Origin of the sequence: Pseudomonas sp. D4-21 (assembly GCF_051132125.1) — a bacterium.
In the GTDB taxonomy this organism is placed as follows: domain Bacteria; phylum Pseudomonadota; class Gammaproteobacteria; order Pseudomonadales; family Pseudomonadaceae; genus Aquipseudomonas.
Genome location: NZ_CP071664.1, coordinates 1748026 through 1764021 on the forward strand (window position 1 = coordinate 1748026; position 15996 = coordinate 1764021).

A 15996-nucleotide genomic window follows, 5' to 3' on the forward strand; every position below is an offset into this window, starting at 1 on the left:
TTCGGACGCGCAGTTTACACGCCGCGATAATGAATGACTCATCGGTCATCACTGACGAATGGTCTTCACTCCCGTGAGCAAAGGTCATGTGTGGTTCATGCCGGCGTTTTTAGAGGTGCCCTTGCGCCCATGATCATCAACCGCCAGGTTCGCCCAGGCGACTTTCTTTTCACCGGAGAGTAACGAGGAATCCATGAAGGTTCTTGTAGCTGTCAAACGAGTGGTCGACTATAACGTCAAGGTTCGCGTCAAGGCGGACAACTCCGGCGTCGACCTCGCCAACGTCAAGATGTCGATGAACCCTTTCTGCGAAATCGCCGTAGAAGAAGCCGTACGCCTGAAAGAAAAAGGCGTGGCGACTGAGATCGTCGTCGTTTCCATCGGCCCGACCACCGCCCAGGAACAACTGCGCACCGCGCTCGCGCTGGGTGCCGATCGCGCCATCCTCGTCGAATCCGCCGAAGACCTGACTTCCCTGGCCGTTGCCAAGCTGTTGAAAGCCGTAGTTGACAAGGAACAGCCACAGCTGGTGATCCTCGGCAAGCAGGCCATCGACAGCGACAACAACCAGACCGGCCAGATGCTCGCTGCGTTGAGCGGCTACGGCCAGGGCACCTTCGCGTCGAAAGTCGAAGTGTCGGGCGACAGCGTTGCCGTGACTCGCGAAATCGACGGCGGCGCGCAGACAGTTTCCCTGAAACTGCCGGCCATCGTCACCACCGACCTGCGTTTGAACGAGCCGCGTTACGCGTCCCTGCCAAACATCATGAAAGCCAAGAAGAAGCCGCTTGAAGTGCTGACTCCTGACGCTTTGGGCGTTTCCACCGCCTCCACGAACAAGACCCTGAAAGTCGAAGCGCCGGCTGCACGCAGCGCCGGCATCAAGGTCAAGTCGGTGGCTGAACTGGTCGAGAAACTGAAAAACGAAGCGAAGGTAATCTGATATGACTATCTTGGTAATCGCCGAACACGATAACAAGGCGCTGGCTCCGGCCACGCTGAACACCGTTGCTGCCGCCGCCAAAATCGGTGGCGATGTCCACGTCCTGGTGGCCGGGCAGGGCGCTGGCGCCGTTGCCGAAGCCGCCGCCAAGATCGCTGGCGTGAGCAAAGTCCTGAACGCCGATAATGCTGCCTATGCGCACCAACTGCCGGAAAACGTTGCTCCATTGGTAGCTGAGCTGGGCAGTGGCTACAGCCACATCCTGGCGGCCGCGACATCGAACGGCAAGAACATCCTGCCTCGCGTAGCTGCTGCATTGGACGTCGACCAGATCTCCGAAATCATTTCGGTAGAAAGCGCCGACACCTTCAAGCGTCCGATCTACGCTGGCAACGCCATCGCCACCGTGCAATCGACCGCTGCGATCAAGGTCATCACCGTTCGCGCCACCGGTTTCGACCCGGTTGCCGCCGAAGGTGGTTCGGCTGCCGTTGAAGCCGTGGGCGCTGCCCACGACAAGGGCATTTCCAGCTTCGTCAACGAAGAGCTGGCCAAGTCCGATCGTCCTGAGCTGACCGCCGCCAAGATCGTCGTTTCCGGCGGCCGCGGCATGCAGAACGGTGACAACTTCAAGCACTTGTACGCCTTGGCTGACAAGCTGGGCGCTGCCGTTGGCGCATCCCGCGCAGCGGTCGACGCCGGTTTCGTTCCCAACGACATGCAGGTCGGCCAGACCGGCAAGATCGTTGCACCACAGCTGTACATCGCCGTCGGTATCTCCGGCGCGATCCAACACTTGGCCGGCATGAAGGACTCCAAGGTGATCGTTGCGATCAACAAGGACGAAGAAGCGCCAATCTTCCAAGTGGCCGACTACGGCCTGGTGGCGGACCTGTTCGAAGCCATCCCTGAGCTGGAGAAGCTGGTCTAATCCGGCATCTTCACTTATAAAGAGCCCGGCCTTTTGGCCGGGTTTTTTATTTCTGTTTCCGGAGCGCTTAGTGCCATGGATCTTCGCCGTTTGGCTTGCTCGTCGTTGTTCTGGGCGTTGGCGTGCGCGCCAGGGCTGTCTGCCGCCGCTGGCAAATGCGAGCGCCTGATCGCTACTGGCAGCCCCGATGCGCCGCCTTATCTTTGGCAAGATCCCCAGGATCCCAAGCATTTGATCGGTGCCGGGGCCGACCTGCTGGCGCAGGTGGCGCAGGCGCTGGGGATCAAGATCGAATTGCTCTACGCCGGCAAACGCGCCCAGGCGTTGGACGAAGTGCGCAGCGGACGCATGGACCTGCTCACCGATGCCCCGCTGACCACGACTGGGTTGCAAGCCTTGGATTACGTGCACCCGCCACTGCTGGAGAACGATTACCTGGTCTGGACACGCAAGGATTCGACGCTGGTGGTCGAGCGACCGGAGGATCTTCACGGGCATAACGGCGCCTTGTCGGAAAAGGCTCGCATGACACAGGGATTTGGCCTTTTCGCTGAGCAGAATCTAACCGTGACCCGTACGCCCAACCTGACCCAGGCCTTTCAGAAACTGCTCCTGGGTGAAGTGGAATATGTACTGGCGGGGCGCTACTCGGGCCTGGCGATGGCGCAGACGCTAGGGATGGCGAATGACTTGCAAGCCGCGCCGCAAGCGGTGGACAAGCCGGGCTTGTTCCTCGCGCTTTCCCATAACTCCGCCTGCAATGACCCATGGTTACGCGGACAGCTGGCGCAAAAGATGACAGAATTGGCCGCGTCTGGCCTGGCGGAGGCTGTGTTGCAGCGCAATCTGGAGCGTTGGAGAGCACAGTTGAAGTCCCCCGTCAGCGCCCCCAAACAGTAGGGAATATTAGTGACTATTCGACCTCTTTTCGCTGCCCTGGCCGTTCTGGCTCTGGCGGGTTGCGCAGCCGATCCAGCGCCGAATGAACAGATCCGCCTGACTGAACAGGCCATTGAGCAAGCGCGTGCGGTGGGTGCCACCACCGACGAAGTACCCGAATTGAAACTGGCTGAAGAAAAATTCACGCGCGCCAAATCCAACATGGCCGATGAATCCTATAAAAAGGCGCGCATGCGCGCTGAACAGGCCGAGTTGGATGCACGCCTGGCCGAAGCGAAGGTGCTGACGCTCAAGAGCCAGGAGCAATTGAACGTGCTCGACACTCGCATCAAGCGCTTGCGCAAACAGCTGAGGGAGGATGCCCAATGAAGCACTCCCAAGTATTGGGCGGCCTGGTCCTCGCGGGGCTGGCCAGTCTGTACGGTTGCGCCGGACAGCGCAGCGAGGTGGCGCTGGAAAAGGCCAGCGATGACTTCCAGAAGGTCAAGGAAGATGCCAACGTGCTGCGTGCGGCGCCCCGGGACGTGATCCGGGCCGGCGAATCCCTGGCCCGCGCCGATCGCTTGTCCAGCTACTGGGGTAGCGGTGAGGACGTGCAGCATTACGCCTACTTGAGTCAGCGCTACAGTCAGATTGCCCGTGAGCACAGCAACCAGGTGCTCAACGAAGAGCGCGCGACGAAGCTCGAGCTGGAGCGCCAGCGCCTGCAGCTGGCCCTGCGCGAATCCAAGCTGCTGAGTGTCCAGCAGCAGGGCAAGTGGCTTGAAGAGCAGATCATGGCGATGGCGACCACCCAGACCGATCGCGGCCTGGTGATGACCCTCGGGGATGTGCTGTTCGATACCGGCGAAGCCGAGTTGAAAAACTCGGCCAATCGCGTGGTGCTCAAGATCGTGCAGTTCCTGCAACTCAATCCCAAGCGCGTGGTGCGCATCGAGGGCTACACGGACAGCACCGGCGGCAAGCAGGAAAACCTCAAGCTGTCCCGCGACCGCGCTCAGGCCGTGGCGGACGTGCTGGTGGACCTTGGCATTGACGAAAAGCGCATCCAGGTCGAAGGCTACGGCGATCAATACCCGGTGGACGTCAACGCAACCGAGCGTGGCCGGGCGCAGAACCGTCGCGTTGAAATCGTATTCTCCGATGACAAGGGCCAGCTCGGCGCCGCCCGTTGAGGACGGCGTCACTGGAAAACCCGGCCCCTTCGAGGCGCCGGGTTTTTTTTCGCCTGATGTTTGGGATGAGTACAGTTGGGGCTGTCAACCCACTGTACTGTCGAGTAATCTGGCAACTGTCCCAGTACACTTCTAAACTGTGCCGGTAGAATTTCCGACAAGAATAAAACGCCTGCGAAATCGAGTACTGCGTCATGACCAACCTCCTGCTCTATCAACGTATTGCGCAACAGTTGGCGGAAGACATCCGGCGTGGGGTGTATCAGCCGGGTGAACGCGTGCCTTCGGTGCGCAAGATGAGTTCGCAGCTCAACGTCAGCCATGCCACCGTCCTCCAGGCCTATGCGAACCTTGAAGACCAGGGGCTGATTCGCGCGCGGCCGCAATCGGGCTATTACGTGCACCAGACGCCGGCGTTGACCGCGCCGACGCCGGACATTGCCCGGGTCGAGCGCCCCGGATTGGTGACGCGCAGCAGCATTATCCAACAGGTGTTGGTCGAGTCGCGCCGCGAAGGGGTGTTTCCGCTGGGCGCGGCGGTGCCGAGCGTTGATTATCTGCCCGTGCGGGCGTTGCATCAGCAGTTGGCCAAGGTCACGCGTTTCCACAGCCCGCGGGCGTTCAGCTACATGTTCAGTCCCGGCTTCGAGCCGTTGCGCCGCCAAGTCGCGATCCGCATGCGTGACGCCGGCGTGGTGGTGGATCCTTCCGAGGTCGTCATCACCCATGGCTGCGTCGACGCCCTGCAGATGTCCTTGCGCGTGCTGACGCGTCCCGGGGATTTGATCGCCGCCGAGTCGCCCACTTACTACGGGCTGCTGCAACTGGCGGATCTGCTGGGCCTGAAGGTCATCGAGATCCCCAGCGACCCGGTCACTGGCATGAGCCTTGAAGCCTTGCAATTGGCGGCCAACCAATGGTCGATCAAGGCGCTGGTCCTGACCACGCGCCTGAGCAATCCCCTGGGTGGCACGATGCCCGAAGAGCGGCAAAAACAACTGCTGCGCCTGGCATCGGATTTCGATATCCAGATCGTAGAGGACGACATCTATGGCGAACTGATGTTCGAACAGGGCCGGACCAAGGCATTGAAGGCCTACGATCGCTTGGATCGGGTGATCTACTGTTCGAGTTTCTCCAAGACCCTTTCGCCCGGCGTTCGGATTGGCTGGATGATCGCCGGCAAGTTCCAGCAGGAGATCCAGCGACTCCAGACGTTCAGCACCCATTCGGCGTGCAGCGTCACTCAGATGGGGATCGCGGCTTACCTGGAGAATGGCGGCTATGACCGGCACTTGCGCTATATTCGCCAGGAGTACCGCAAGAACCTCAGCGCTTTTCAATTGGCGGTGCAACAGCACTTTCCGGAAGGCACGCAGATGAGTCGTCCCACCGGTGGGTTCATTCTTTGGGTCAGCCTGCCGGGGCGGGTCAACACCCAGGAACTGCACGTCCGCGCGCTGCAACAGGGCATCAGCATCGCCCCCGGGCTGATTTTCAGTAACACCGAGCAATTCAACCACTGCATCCGCCTGAATTGCGGCATACCCTGGAATCGCGAGGCAGAGCGTGCGTTGATGACCCTGGGGTTGCTGGCGACCCAGTTGTGCCAGGAGACCGCCAGCGGGTTTTTATAGAAATCAGCGGCTTGGCCCGATGTGCTTGTCAGCGCCTCAATATCGGGCGAGCATGGACATCTCTGCCGTAGGTGTCGTCGTGTCTATGAAAGCCATTGTTCCTGCTGCGTGGGTTTTGATCGGCCTGTTGAGTGTCCTCGACATGGGGAGTGCCATGGCAGCTTCGGCCCAAGAGAAACCGGCCGCCAGCGCCGCCAAGCCCACCGCGAAGAAAACCGCCGAGATAAAAAAGACTGTCAAAAAGACGCCCGCCAAAACGGCCGCCGCAAAGAAAAAGCGCGCCCCCATTGCCTCCAAGAGCAAATCGGCCCGCGAAGTCGCCAAAACCCCTTTACCACCGGCCAGGCTGGACCTGAGCCTGCCACACGATATGGTCGATCAGTTGCAGCCACCCGGCAAGGTGCCCCTGCCCAAGCGTGAGCCACTGTTGCCGTCCATGTTTGGGGAAAAGCCCGGCCCATTCCAGCTCAACGGCCGTCTGCTGAGCAACGAGATGCAGCTGCCCTTGCGCAATCAGGAGCGCAACGAAGTGGAAGGCGCGGCACTGGAATTCGAATTCAAGCAATAAGGCCATGCAATGCTGCTGTTCGTCGCTGACTGCCGGGTCACTCCACCACTACGAAAAAAACCCCCGGACGGCGATTTCAAACGGCTGTTTTAGCCGTTACCCTGTGTCCTGTTACCAATCATTACTTGTCGTGAGGATCCTGTCGTCATGAAGTGCCGTGAAGGCTGTGGCGCCTGTTGCATCGCCCCTTCCATCAGTTCTCCCATCCCTGGCATGCCCCAAGGCAAGCCGGCGGGAGAACGTTGCGTGCAGTTGTCGGCCGGTAATCTCTGCCTGATCTTCGGCCAGTCTGAACGCCCGGCGGTGTGTTCGGCGTTTGAGGCGGACCTTGAGGTCTGCGGCAATAGCAGCGAAGAAGCCATTCGATTGATTGGCTGGTGGGAGCAGGTCACGGCAGCGTAGTGGGGCAACGATCGGAAACGACATGAACGAACTTGGACGATAAGGAAAATAATTATGGGTTCGCTGCATCGTATGGCTGTGTTGTGTGGATTGACCGTCCTGTTGGCAACAGCTACCGCCCAGGCAGAAGACTGGCAAGTCGCCAAAGAAAAGGAAGGTATCCAGGTGTCGCTGAGTGAGGTCGCTGGCTCGAAGTACAAGGCCTATCGCGGCGTGACCGTCATGAAAACCACCATGGCCAAACTGCGGGCCCTGCAGGAAGACGTTGCGGATGCGTGTGGATGGATCCATGAATGCAAAAGCCAGAAGTTGCTCAAGCACGAGGGCGACAAGAGCTGGACGTACACCCAATTCAATACGCCGTGGCCGGTCACGGCCCGCGACTCCGTGCTGGAAGTCACTACCGTTGAAGGAGCTGATGGCAGCCTCACTCGCAAACTCAAGGGCGTGCCTACCTATCTGCCGGAAGAGAAAGGCTTTGTGCGCGTGACGCAGGTCGAAGGCTTCTGGAAGTTCACCCCCAAGGCGGCGAACCAGATCGAAGTGACTTACCAAGTCCACACCGAGCCGGGGGGTGATGTACCGTCCTGGCTGGCTAACAAGTTCGTGGTGGACGCGCCATTCAATACGCTGAAAGCGCTGAAAGAGCGTGCCGAAAAATAATCGGTAGGCCGCGATGAAGAAACCGCCCACGAGGCGGTTTTTTCATTGGTGCCGTCAGCGAACTCAGCGGAACGATTGTTTCGCCATCAATGTCGAGATAGACGTAAGCCCGGCCATGTATTGATCGAGGAGACACCGATGCAGAAGTGGGAAATCACTTTCGTTGATGATCACGGCGAAGCCGTCGCCGAGCAGTTCGATTACGACCAGGAGCCCACAATGGAACAGGCCGCCCAATTGATCCGCCAGAGACTGCTCCCCGTGCCCGCCAAGCTTGATCTCAACGATCTGGAAGGTCGCACGCAAGACCCTACGCTCAAAAGCCTCAAGACCCAAAACAGCATTGAAATCATCAGCATTAAACCGATTTCATGAAATTCATTGTTCGGTCCCGCTTGGCAGTGGCGATGACTTGAAGCTACTCTGCAACCGAGATCAGCGAAAGGATCGCCAAGGTCCGGTCTTGTCAGCTACATGCTTGTGTCCCGACGGCCAGTTGATGCCGTACTGCTTGTAACCAGCGGTTGCACGCACGGGAAGACGGAAAGTCTATCCATCGGTCTGAGGAGGACGTTTCATGAGCACAGCCTATCAAGAAGACATCAGCACCAGTGTGCTGCGCCGCATGAAAGAAGGCGGTTTCGATTTCTCCCAATTTCATCCCATCGAGTTCTATGCCATTTTCCCCGACGAGGAACGGGCGCGCAGGGCGGCAGGCCAATTCAGGGGGGAATCGCTGAATGCGCAGATCAGCGCGCGGGACGATGGAGCCTGGTCGCTCGAACTGAGCCGGGTGATGTACGCCACTTATGATGACATCGGCGATTTCGAGTTGAACTTCGAGGCCGTGGTCGAGCCCTTGGGTGGCGTTATCGAAGGGTGGGGCGTCAAGCAGGAGATCCGTCGCCTGCAGGCCTGAATGTTTTATGCATCCAGCAACGGCTGACCTTTGTGTCGGCCGTTTTCATGTTGGGTGCTGATCGATTTTCTGTCGTCATCGCGAGCAAGCTTGCTCCCACAATCGGTCTGCGATCCGCCACAACGCCCAGTGGTAACGGGCTTTGCGGCGAAGGAACGCGCCTACGGCTTCAACGGCTGCTTGCGTCCTGCCATGTGCTTCAAATACCCCACCAACAGGTCAAGCTCAGAATCCGGCAACACCGCTGCGGAGAATCCCGGCATTTTACCCTGTGGCCAGTGGCGCAAGCTTTGAGGGTCACGGATGTAACGTTTGAGGAAATCTTTCGAAAAGTATTCCGTAGGGTTGAAGGGAATGTTCAGGTCCGGTCCGAACTGCGCATCACCCGCGCCGTTGAGTCGATGGCAAGCCAAACAGTTTTTCTGAAACAACTCGAAGCCTTTGTTGACCGGATCGTTTTTGGCCAGGCTGGGCGAGGGCAGCAGGGCGGGGAAGCGGTCGGCCACTGGTGACAGGCGCTTGATGCTTGCCAGCGCATACGGCCATTGCTCGGGGCTGATATGGCCCGCTTGAGGATCGGTCCAGATCAGATAGAAAGGACCGGCGCTTTGCTTGCCTTCCCCCAACGCCGGCCAGGGTTTGGTCGGGTCCTCGATCGCCAGCCACGCGCGGGCGCCGTGTGCATTGAGTAATGGCGCCGCTGGCAGTTCAGCTGCGAAACCGTCCAGGGCTACGGCTTGCAGATGATCGTTCGGTTGCACCCCGGTCAATAGCGAGGTCAACGGCACGGCGCGATAGCTCATGGGTTTCTTGTAGGAAACGTCTTCGTTGATCTGAACCGTTTGAACGTCGGGATGCTTGAGTAGCTCTTCAGTCTGCCAGGTGCGGGTACCCGCGCCCAGCTCCAGCGTGAGCTGCGCCGCGTACAGAGGGCCGCTGATCAGCAGTGCCCCGAGGACAATAAGTGCTTTCAAGTGAATCGCCGTCCATGTCGAGAGGGAGGCGCAAAGGTTGGCACAGCCACCGTTGCCGGAACAATCAACCCTCTCACATTTATTTAGCGAAACGACTGTAATAAAGCGGACATCGCGCGTCTGGGTCAGCCGATCACTTTAGTGATGTTCGGCAAGATCAACAGCAGCGTCGTGGCGAAGAGAATGAGTCCGGCTTGACGAACTTTCGTATGTTTGAACATGGCTGACCCGCCTTTTTGTTATTTCCTGAGGCCAGCCTGCATTACTCCGTGACGGCTGGCGTTGCACTTCCTGTCTGACAAGCGCCTCGGCAAAACCCGACGACTTACTTGTACAAGGTTTACATTAGGGGCCGCAGCTGGCTTCGCTTAGACCCAATTAGTATCAGTTTATGGGTCCAGGTTATCAAAACAGCATGAGGCCTATTGCCAGCTGCTTGCGGGCCCTTTTGCTAGACAGCTTGCTTACCTGAAACGGTTAATCCGATAGCTCGCTACCGTTCGTCTGAGCGTGCCTGTCAATGTCGTTGAGCACTGAGGTCATTGAATCCGCCGCCGCTGGGCTTAAGGTTAGAGGTGTTTGTAAAAGCCGATCGCGGTTTGAGGATGTCATGACCGAAGCTATGATTTTTGACGCATTACGCACGCCTCGCGGTAAGGGAAAAGCTGACGGCGCCCTGCACACCGTCAAGCCGGTGAACCTGGTCGGTGGCCTGTTGACGGCGTTGCGCCACCGCATGAGCCTGGACACCAGCCAGGTGGACGACATTGTGCTCGGCTGCGTGACGCCGATCGGCGATCAAGGTGCCGACATCGCGAAGACCGCCGCCCTGATGGCTGACTGGGATGTCAGCGTGCCCGGCGTTCAGCTCAACCGCTTTTGCGCTTCGGGTTTGGAAGCGGTGAACCTGGCCGCGATGAAGGTTCGTTCCGGTTTCGAAGACCTCGTAGTGGCGGGGGGCGTCGAGTCCATGTCCCGTGTGCCTATGGGCAGCGATGGCGGCGCATGGGCGCTGGACCCGCAATCCAATCTGCACGGCCATTTCGTTCCCCAGGGCATCGGCGCCGACTTGATTGCCACCCTCGAAGGTTTCAGTCGCGAGGACATCGATGCCTTTGCGTTGCAATCCCAGCAAAAAGCCGCGCGAGCACGGGAGAACGGCTCGTTCGATAAATCCCTGGTGGCAGTACGGGACCAGAATGGCATCGTGCTGCTCGACCATGACGAATTCATCCGCGCTGACTCGACGCTCGAAGGCCTGGGCAAACTGCGGCCAAGCTTCGAAGCGATGGGCCAGATGGGCTTCGACGCCACGGCATTGCGCGTCTATAGCCATGTGGAGCGGATCAATCATGTGCACACGCCGGGCAATAGCTCGGGCATCGTCGATGGCGCCGCGCTGATGCTCATTGGCTCCCCGGCCAAAGGTCGCGAGCTGGGCTTGCAACCCCGGGCGCGGATTGTTGCCACTGCCGTCACCAGCAGCGAGCCGACCATCATGCTCACCGGTCCGGCCCCTGCCACCCGCAAGGTATTGGCCAAAGCTGGCCTGCGGGTCGAGGACATCGACCTGTTCGAAGTCAACGAAGCCTTTGCCTCGGTGGTGCTCAAGTTCATCAAGGACATGGCCATCGATCCCGCCAAGGTCAACGTCAACGGCGGCTCGATCGCCATGGGCCATCCGTTGGGCGCCACCGGTTGCGCAATCCTTGGCACGCTGCTCGATGAGTTGGAGGCGCGTCACCTGCGCTATGGCCTCGCGACACTGTGTGTCGGCGGCGGCATGGGCATTGCCACCCTTATCGAACGCCTCTGAGCCCCGATTTTGAAGGAACACTTCATGACCCATGCCATTCGTTTCGAAACCGGCCCGGACCGGATCGTCGTGCTGACCCTGGACATGCCGGGGCAGGCGGCCAACACCATGAACGCGATATACCGCGAGGCCATGGGCGCCTGCGTTGCTCGCCTGATCGCCGAAAAAGACTCGATCGCCGGCGTGATCATCACTTCGGCCAAAAAGACGTTTTTTGCAGGCGGCGACCTGAACGAGTTGGTCCAGGTCGACAAATCCCAGGCCCAGGCCTTTTACGAAACGGTGTCCGAGATCAAGGCGCAGCTGCGCGCATTGGAGACCCTCGGCAAACCGGTGGTCGCCGCTATCAACGGTGCGGCCCTGGGCGGCGGCTGGGAAATCTGCCTGGCCTGCCATCATCGGGTGGCGCTGGACCATCCCTCGGTGTTGATCGGCCTGCCGGAAGTCACCCTTGGCCTGTTGCCGGGCGGCGGCGGTGTGGTGCGGATGGTGCGCTTGCTGGGCTTGGAGAAGGCATTGCCGTATTTGCTCGAAGGCACCAGGGTTCGTCCGCAACAAGCGCTGCTGGCTGGTTTGATCGATGAGCTGGCGACGGATCGCGACGAGCTGCTGGACAAGGCCCGGGCCTGGATTCTCGCTAACCCGAGCGTGGCCCAGCCGTGGGACATGAAGGGCTATCGGATCCCTGGGGGCACGCCGTCCGCCCCGGCGGTCGCCCAGATGCTGGCGATCGCGCCTTCGATTCTGCGCAGCAAGACCCAGGGCTGCCTGCCCGCACCGGAAAAGATCCTCTGTGCGGCGGTGGAAGGCGCGCAGGTAGGCTTCGATGCGGCGCAGTTGATCGAAACCCGATACTTCACCGAGCTGACGACTGGCCAGGTGGCGAAAAACCTGATCGGTACGTTCTGGTTCCAACTCAACGAGATCAAGGCCGGAGGTTCCCGCCCGCAGGGTTTTGCGCCTTTTCTGACGAAAAAAGTCGCTGTGCTCGGCGCCGGGATGATGGGCGCGGGTATCGCCTATGTCAGTGCTGCGGCCGGCATCGACGTGGTACTCAAGGACATTGACCTGGACGCAGCGCAAAAGGGTAAGTGCCGCGCGGCGTTGCTGCTGGACAAGAAAGTCGTCCATGGCCTACTCACCGCGCAACAGCGCGACGCCATCCTGGCGAGGATCCAGCCGACCGACAGCGATGCGGACCTGGTCGGCTGCGACCTGGTCATCGAGGCCGTATTCGAAGACCGCGTCCTTAAAGCCAGCGTGACGGCCGCAGCCCAAGCAGTGGCCGGGCCGGACGCGGTGATTGCGTCCAATACTTCGACCTTGCCCATCACCGGCCTGGCGATGGCGGTGCCGGACGAGGGCAAATTCATCGGGCTGCATTTCTTCAGTCCAGTGGAAAAAATGCCCTTGGTCGAGATCATCAAGGGTGCCCGCACCTCTGACGAAACGCTTGCCTGTGGCTTCGATTTCGTCCGGCAAATCGACAAGACGCCGATTGTCGTCAACGACAGTCGTGGGTTTTTCACTTCGCGGGTGTTCGGCACCTTTACCCACGAAGGCATCGCGATGCTCGGCGAAGGCGTGAGCGCGCCGATGATCGAAACCGAGGCACGCAAGGCCGGGATGCCAGTCGGGCCGCTGGCTGTCTCCGACGAAGTTTCACTCAGCCTGATGAGGCATATCCGCACGCAGACTGCCAAAGACTTGCGAGCAGAGGGGAAAGCTCCGACTGAGCACCCCGCATTCGCTGTGATCGATCTGCTGCTCGAAGAATACAAACGGCCAGGTAAAGCGGCCGGAGCCGGTTTCTATGAGTACCCAACCCAAGGGCAGAAATATCTCTGGCCGGGGCTCAAGGCGCGTTTCGACAAACCCGCGGGGCAGATTCCAGCCCAGGATATCCGTGATCGCCTGCTGTTCATCCAGGCCCTGGAAACCGTTCGTTGCGTCGAGGAAGGCGTTGTCACCTCGACGGCGGACGCCAATATTGGCTCGGTCTTCGGCATCGGATTCGCGGTCTGGACGGGCGGGGCGTTGCAGTTTATCAACCAGTACGGTTTGCAGGCGTTTATCGCCCGCAGCCAGTACTTGGCCGAGCAATACGGCGAACGTTTTTCACCCCCGGCACTGTTGCTGGAAAAGGCCGCCGCTCAAGCACTGTTCTGACTATGCGCGGGGGGCTTGCCTTGGGACGGTGTTTCAGGGCAGGCTCTGGGGTGTGCAATATTCCCATCATCGTGTCAGGTATTTTTTATGTCGCTACGCATCTGCATTCTGGAAACCGATATCCTGCGTCCAGAACTGGTCGACCAGTATCAGGGTTACGGGCAGATGTTCCAGCGCCTGTTTTCGCAGCAGCCCATTGCGGCAGAATTTGTCGTGTACAACGTGGTGGAAGGGCAGTATCCAAGCGTCGATGAACAATTCGACGCTTATCTGGTGACCGGCAGCAAGGCGGACTCCTTCGGGACCGATCCGTGGATACAGACGCTCAAGACTTATCTCCTGGACCGCTACCAGCGTGGCGACAAGCTGCTAGGCGTCTGCTTCGGCCATCAATTGCTGGCACTGCTGTTGGGCGGCAAGACCGAGCGCGCCAGCCAGGGTTGGGGGGTGGGCACCCATCGCTACAAACTCGCGGCCAAGGCCCCCTGGATGAGCCCGGTGAAGGAGGAGCTGACCTTGTTGATCAGCCATCAGGATCAAGTCACCGAGCTCCCGGAAAATGCCACCGTCATAGCCTCGAGCGATTTCTGCCCGTACGCGGCTTATCACATCAATGATCAAGTCCTGTGCTTCCAGGGCCATCCGGAATTCATCCACGACTATTCCCGGGCCTTGTTGGAGATTCGCCAGCAACACCTCGGTGAGAAGATCTACAGCCAGGGCGTGGCGAGCCTGGAACAGGAACATCACGGTACGACGGTAGCGGAGTGGATGATGCGTTTCGTCGCCCATAAACCCCAAGCCGATGCCGCCCAGGGCTGACTACTCGGGCATGCCACCGTTGATCAGCGGTTCACTGCTGATCAACGGTGTGAAGCTGCTCGCGAAGAAGGCTACGCAAATCCCGTCGAAAAATCCTACAACCACCCCGACCGCTTGAAACTTGCCCACAACGCGGTACATCCAACCCCGATGAACCCGAGCACCAGGAAATATCCATAGTGCCAGGTCAGCTCCGGCATGTTTTCGAAGTTCATCCCGTAGATGCCGGCCACCGCCGTCGGAAACGCCAGGATTGCCGCCCAGGCGGCGAACTTGCGTTGCACCACGCTCTGGCGCGAGGCTTCGAGCAGCACGCCGATTTCAATCGTCTGGCTGGCAATGTCCGCCAGGGTCGCCAAGTCTTCCATCTGCCGTGTGACGTGGATCTGCACGTCGCGGAAATAGGGGCTCATGTTCTTGTCGATGAAGGGGAAATCCAGGCGCTGCAGTTCTTCGCTGATTTCCACCATCGGCGCCGCATAGCGACGCAGGCGCAGCACGTCGCGGCGCAAACTGTGCAGGTTCTGGATGTCCCGCTCATTCAGGGCGCTGCATAGCACGTTGCGCTCCAGTTCATCGATCTCGGCATGAATGGCTTCGCCCACCGGCAGGTAATTTTCAATGACGAAATCGAGGATTGCATAAAGGACGAAATCCTCCCCGTGCTCCAGCAGGATAGGACGTGCCTCACAGCGTTGCCGGACATGGGCGTAAGACGCCGAGTGACCGTTGCGGGCGGTAATGATGTAGCCCTTGCCGGCGAAGATATGGGTTTCGATGAACTGCAGCTTGCCGTCCTTGCGCACCGGCGAATACGTGACGATGAACAGCGCATCGCCGAACGTTTCCAGCTTGGGCCGGCTGTGCTTCTCCATCGCGTCTTCAATCGCCAGCTCATGCAGGTTGAACTGGCGCTGCAGGTTGGTCAGTTCCTGGGTGCTGGGCTCTTCGAGGCCGATCCACACGAAGTGTCCGGGCTTCGCCGCCCAGGCGCTGCCTTCATCGAGGGTGATATTGGTGACTTTCTTACCGGCGCTGTAAACCGCAGCAGCAACAACTCTACCCATGATGTGGTTCGCTTCTTCTTGGAAATTGGCAGTGGGGGCAGCGTCCAGCTTAGCGCGCCACGCTGATTGAGAGTCAGCGAAATTCGCGAAGTTCGCGTAAAAGAAAACCCGCCGTAGGGGCGGGTTTCTTGTTCACATGGGCTGCAACTGCCGGTCCATCGTCTCGATGCACTCGCGCATCTGCTCACGACATTGAGCGATAAGGCGAGGCATGTCGTCCATGCTCAGGCCCGCCGTGGGAATTGCCGGCAGGGAGCGTATGAGAATGTCACCACTGCGCCAGCGATTGAGCTGCATATGCTTGATATAAGTGCTCACACAGACTGGGATGATCGGCACTCCGGCAGCAATCGCCATCTGGAACGCGCCTTTCTTGAACGGCAGCAATTCAGCGCCCAAGTTGCGTGTGCCTTCCGGAAACACCCAGATCGAGGTGTCTTCATGCTGGAGGGTGTGGGTGGTGGTCAGCATCGACTTGCGGGCCTTGATTGCATTGCCCCGATCAATCAACACGTTGCCCGCCAGCCAGAACAATTGACCGAACAGCGGTACCCATTTCAGGCTCTTCTTGCCGATGCACACGGTACGACGCGGTACCACATTGCCGAAGACAAACAGATCATAGTTGGATTGATGATTGGCGATGATCACGCTGCTCTGGGCTTTATTCGCCAGTGTGTCGACTTCGGCCTTGACCCGCAGGCGCAGGATCCACATCGCGGGTACCGCATACAGCCTGGCGCACAGACGGCTGTTGTCAGGGTTGAACGGGCGACACACACCCAGAATCACCCCCAACACACCCGCCAGGATAAAGTGCAGGCCCATCAAAGACATACGCAGTGCAAACAACATCAACAGGCCCCACAGGGACAAAAGGTGGCGCAGTGTACGGATGTGCACTGTTTTCAGCAATTGCCCCTATAGAGGTAGGAGATGGGCGATGTTTAAGCTGATGTTTCGAAATGGCGCGTAAGAAGCGGCTTAGAGCGGTCGCCGGGTTTTAAGCC

Annotated in this window: 17 protein-coding genes; 14 read left to right on the forward strand and 3 right to left on the reverse strand. The window is 59.4% G+C overall.

Annotation, left to right across the window (positions count from 1 at the left end):
* The first annotated feature begins 193 nt into the window (after nt 1-193).
* The 11 genes from J3Q04_RS07915 to J3Q04_RS07965 all read left to right on the forward strand — a co-directional run bounded on the left by J3Q04_RS07915 (nt 194) and on the right by J3Q04_RS07965 (nt 8138).
* Complete coding sequence (locus tag J3Q04_RS07915) at nt 194-943, forward strand: electron transfer flavoprotein subunit beta/FixA family protein (RefSeq protein WP_007908338.1); 750 nt, start codon at nt 194-196, stop codon at nt 941-943.
* Between the two features lies 1 nt (nt 944).
* Complete coding sequence (locus J3Q04_RS07920) at nt 945-1874, forward strand: electron transfer flavoprotein subunit alpha/FixB family protein (protein WP_420767210.1); 930 nt, start codon at nt 945-947, stop codon at nt 1872-1874.
* Between the two features lie 75 nt (nt 1875-1949).
* Nucleotides 1950-2774 (forward strand): substrate-binding periplasmic protein, encoded by an 825-nt coding sequence (locus J3Q04_RS07925; protein WP_420767211.1) that lies wholly within the window; start codon nt 1950-1952, stop codon nt 2772-2774.
* Between the two features lie 9 nt (nt 2775-2783).
* Entirely contained in the window at nt 2784-3143 is a 360-nt protein-coding gene (locus J3Q04_RS07930) for a DUF4398 domain-containing protein (protein WP_420767212.1), read from the forward strand.
* Entirely contained in the window at nt 3140-3949 is an 810-nt protein-coding gene (locus J3Q04_RS07935; RefSeq protein ID WP_434607074.1) for an OmpA family protein, read from the forward strand. The genes J3Q04_RS07930 and J3Q04_RS07935 overlap by 4 nt, the downstream gene beginning before the upstream one ends.
* A gap of 194 nt (nt 3950-4143) precedes the next feature.
* Nucleotides 4144-5586, forward strand: a complete 1443-nt coding sequence (locus J3Q04_RS07940) for a PLP-dependent aminotransferase family protein (RefSeq protein ID WP_420767214.1) — start codon at nt 4144-4146, stop codon at nt 5584-5586.
* Nucleotides 5587-5671: 85 nt separating this feature from the next.
* Nucleotides 5672-6154: a translation initiation factor 2 gene (locus J3Q04_RS07945; RefSeq protein WP_434559976.1), complete on the forward strand. Its 483-nt coding sequence runs from the start codon at nt 5672-5674 to the stop codon at nt 6152-6154.
* A 147-nt stretch (nt 6155-6301) separates the two neighbouring features.
* Complete coding sequence (locus J3Q04_RS07950) at nt 6302-6556, forward strand: YkgJ family cysteine cluster protein (protein WP_434607072.1); 255 nt, start codon at nt 6302-6304, stop codon at nt 6554-6556.
* 54 nt (nt 6557-6610) lie between these two features.
* Complete coding sequence (locus tag J3Q04_RS07955; RefSeq protein WP_420767217.1) at nt 6611-7219, forward strand: START domain-containing protein; 609 nt, start codon at nt 6611-6613, stop codon at nt 7217-7219.
* Between the two features lie 138 nt (nt 7220-7357).
* Nucleotides 7358-7594 carry a hypothetical protein gene (locus tag J3Q04_RS07960; RefSeq protein ID WP_420767218.1) on the forward strand — a complete coding sequence of 79 codons (237 nt, stop codon included), beginning with the start codon at nt 7358-7360 and terminating at the stop codon, nt 7592-7594.
* Between the two features lie 202 nt (nt 7595-7796).
* Nucleotides 7797-8138, forward strand: coding sequence for a ribonuclease E inhibitor RraB (locus J3Q04_RS07965; RefSeq protein WP_420767219.1), 342 nt, complete (start codon nt 7797-7799; stop codon nt 8136-8138).
* A 161-nt stretch (nt 8139-8299) separates the two neighbouring features.
* On the opposite strand, the gene J3Q04_RS07970 is transcribed toward J3Q04_RS07965, so the two are convergent.
* Nucleotides 8300-9112 carry a c-type cytochrome gene (locus J3Q04_RS07970; RefSeq protein ID WP_434607069.1) on the reverse strand — a complete coding sequence of 271 codons (813 nt, stop codon included), beginning with the start codon at nt 9110-9112 and terminating at the stop codon, nt 8300-8302.
* Between the two features lie 610 nt (nt 9113-9722).
* Here J3Q04_RS07970 and J3Q04_RS07975 point away from each other — a divergent pair.
* From J3Q04_RS07975 to J3Q04_RS07985, 3 genes are all read left to right on the forward strand, one after another.
* Nucleotides 9723-10928 (forward strand): acetyl-CoA C-acetyltransferase, encoded by a 1206-nt coding sequence (locus J3Q04_RS07975; protein ID WP_434607067.1) that lies wholly within the window; start codon nt 9723-9725, stop codon nt 10926-10928.
* A gap of 24 nt (nt 10929-10952) precedes the next feature.
* Nucleotides 10953-13097 carry a 3-hydroxyacyl-CoA dehydrogenase NAD-binding domain-containing protein gene (locus J3Q04_RS07980; RefSeq protein WP_434607065.1) on the forward strand — a complete coding sequence of 715 codons (2145 nt, stop codon included), beginning with the start codon at nt 10953-10955 and terminating at the stop codon, nt 13095-13097.
* Nucleotides 13098-13184: 87 nt separating this feature from the next.
* Complete coding sequence (locus J3Q04_RS07985) at nt 13185-13919, forward strand: amidotransferase (RefSeq protein ID WP_434607063.1); 735 nt, start codon at nt 13185-13187, stop codon at nt 13917-13919.
* A gap of 95 nt (nt 13920-14014) precedes the next feature.
* Here the strand turns inward: J3Q04_RS07985 and J3Q04_RS07990 are convergent, their stop codons facing one another.
* Nucleotides 14015-14986, reverse strand: a complete 972-nt coding sequence (locus J3Q04_RS07990) for a magnesium and cobalt transport protein CorA (RefSeq protein ID WP_420767224.1) — start codon at nt 14984-14986, stop codon at nt 14015-14017.
* Nucleotides 14987-15118: 132 nt separating this feature from the next.
* Nucleotides 15119-15841 carry a 1-acylglycerol-3-phosphate O-acyltransferase gene (locus J3Q04_RS07995; protein ID WP_420767225.1) on the reverse strand — a complete coding sequence of 241 codons (723 nt, stop codon included), beginning with the start codon at nt 15839-15841 and terminating at the stop codon, nt 15119-15121.
* Nucleotides 15842-15996 lie beyond the last annotated feature (155 nt).

Bases quoted from the DNA above. Each gene is read 5' to 3' on its own strand.
- J3Q04_RS07915 (WP_007908338.1), top strand. From the start codon at position 194: ATGAAGGTTCTTGTAGCTGTCAAACGAGTGGTCGACTATAACGTCAAG.
- J3Q04_RS07920 (WP_420767210.1), top strand. From the start codon at position 945: ATGACTATCTTGGTAATCGCCGAACACGATAACAAGGCGCTGGCTCCG.
- J3Q04_RS07925 (WP_420767211.1), top strand. From the start codon at position 1,950: ATGGATCTTCGCCGTTTGGCTTGCTCGTCGTTGTTCTGGGCGTTGGCG.
- J3Q04_RS07935 (WP_434607074.1), top strand. From the start codon at position 3,140: ATGAAGCACTCCCAAGTATTGGGCGGCCTGGTCCTCGCGGGGCTGGCC.
- J3Q04_RS07940 (WP_420767214.1), top strand. From the start codon at position 4,144: ATGACCAACCTCCTGCTCTATCAACGTATTGCGCAACAGTTGGCGGAA.
- J3Q04_RS07945 (WP_434559976.1), top strand. From the start codon at position 5,672: ATGAAAGCCATTGTTCCTGCTGCGTGGGTTTTGATCGGCCTGTTGAGT.
- J3Q04_RS07950 (WP_434607072.1), top strand. From the start codon at position 6,302: ATGAAGTGCCGTGAAGGCTGTGGCGCCTGTTGCATCGCCCCTTCCATC.
- J3Q04_RS07955 (WP_420767217.1), top strand. From the start codon at position 6,611: ATGGGTTCGCTGCATCGTATGGCTGTGTTGTGTGGATTGACCGTCCTG.
- J3Q04_RS07960 (WP_420767218.1), top strand. From the start codon at position 7,358: ATGCAGAAGTGGGAAATCACTTTCGTTGATGATCACGGCGAAGCCGTC.
- J3Q04_RS07965 (WP_420767219.1), top strand. From the start codon at position 7,797: ATGAGCACAGCCTATCAAGAAGACATCAGCACCAGTGTGCTGCGCCGC.
- J3Q04_RS07975 (WP_434607067.1), top strand. From the start codon at position 9,723: ATGACCGAAGCTATGATTTTTGACGCATTACGCACGCCTCGCGGTAAG.
- J3Q04_RS07980 (WP_434607065.1), top strand. From the start codon at position 10,953: ATGACCCATGCCATTCGTTTCGAAACCGGCCCGGACCGGATCGTCGTG.
- J3Q04_RS07985 (WP_434607063.1), top strand. From the start codon at position 13,185: ATGTCGCTACGCATCTGCATTCTGGAAACCGATATCCTGCGTCCAGAA.
- J3Q04_RS07990 (WP_420767224.1), bottom strand. From the start codon at position 14,986: ATGGGTAGAGTTGTTGCTGCTGCGGTTTACAGCGCCGGTAAGAAAGTC.
- J3Q04_RS07995 (WP_420767225.1), bottom strand. From the start codon at position 15,841: ATGTTGTTTGCACTGCGTATGTCTTTGATGGGCCTGCACTTTATCCTG.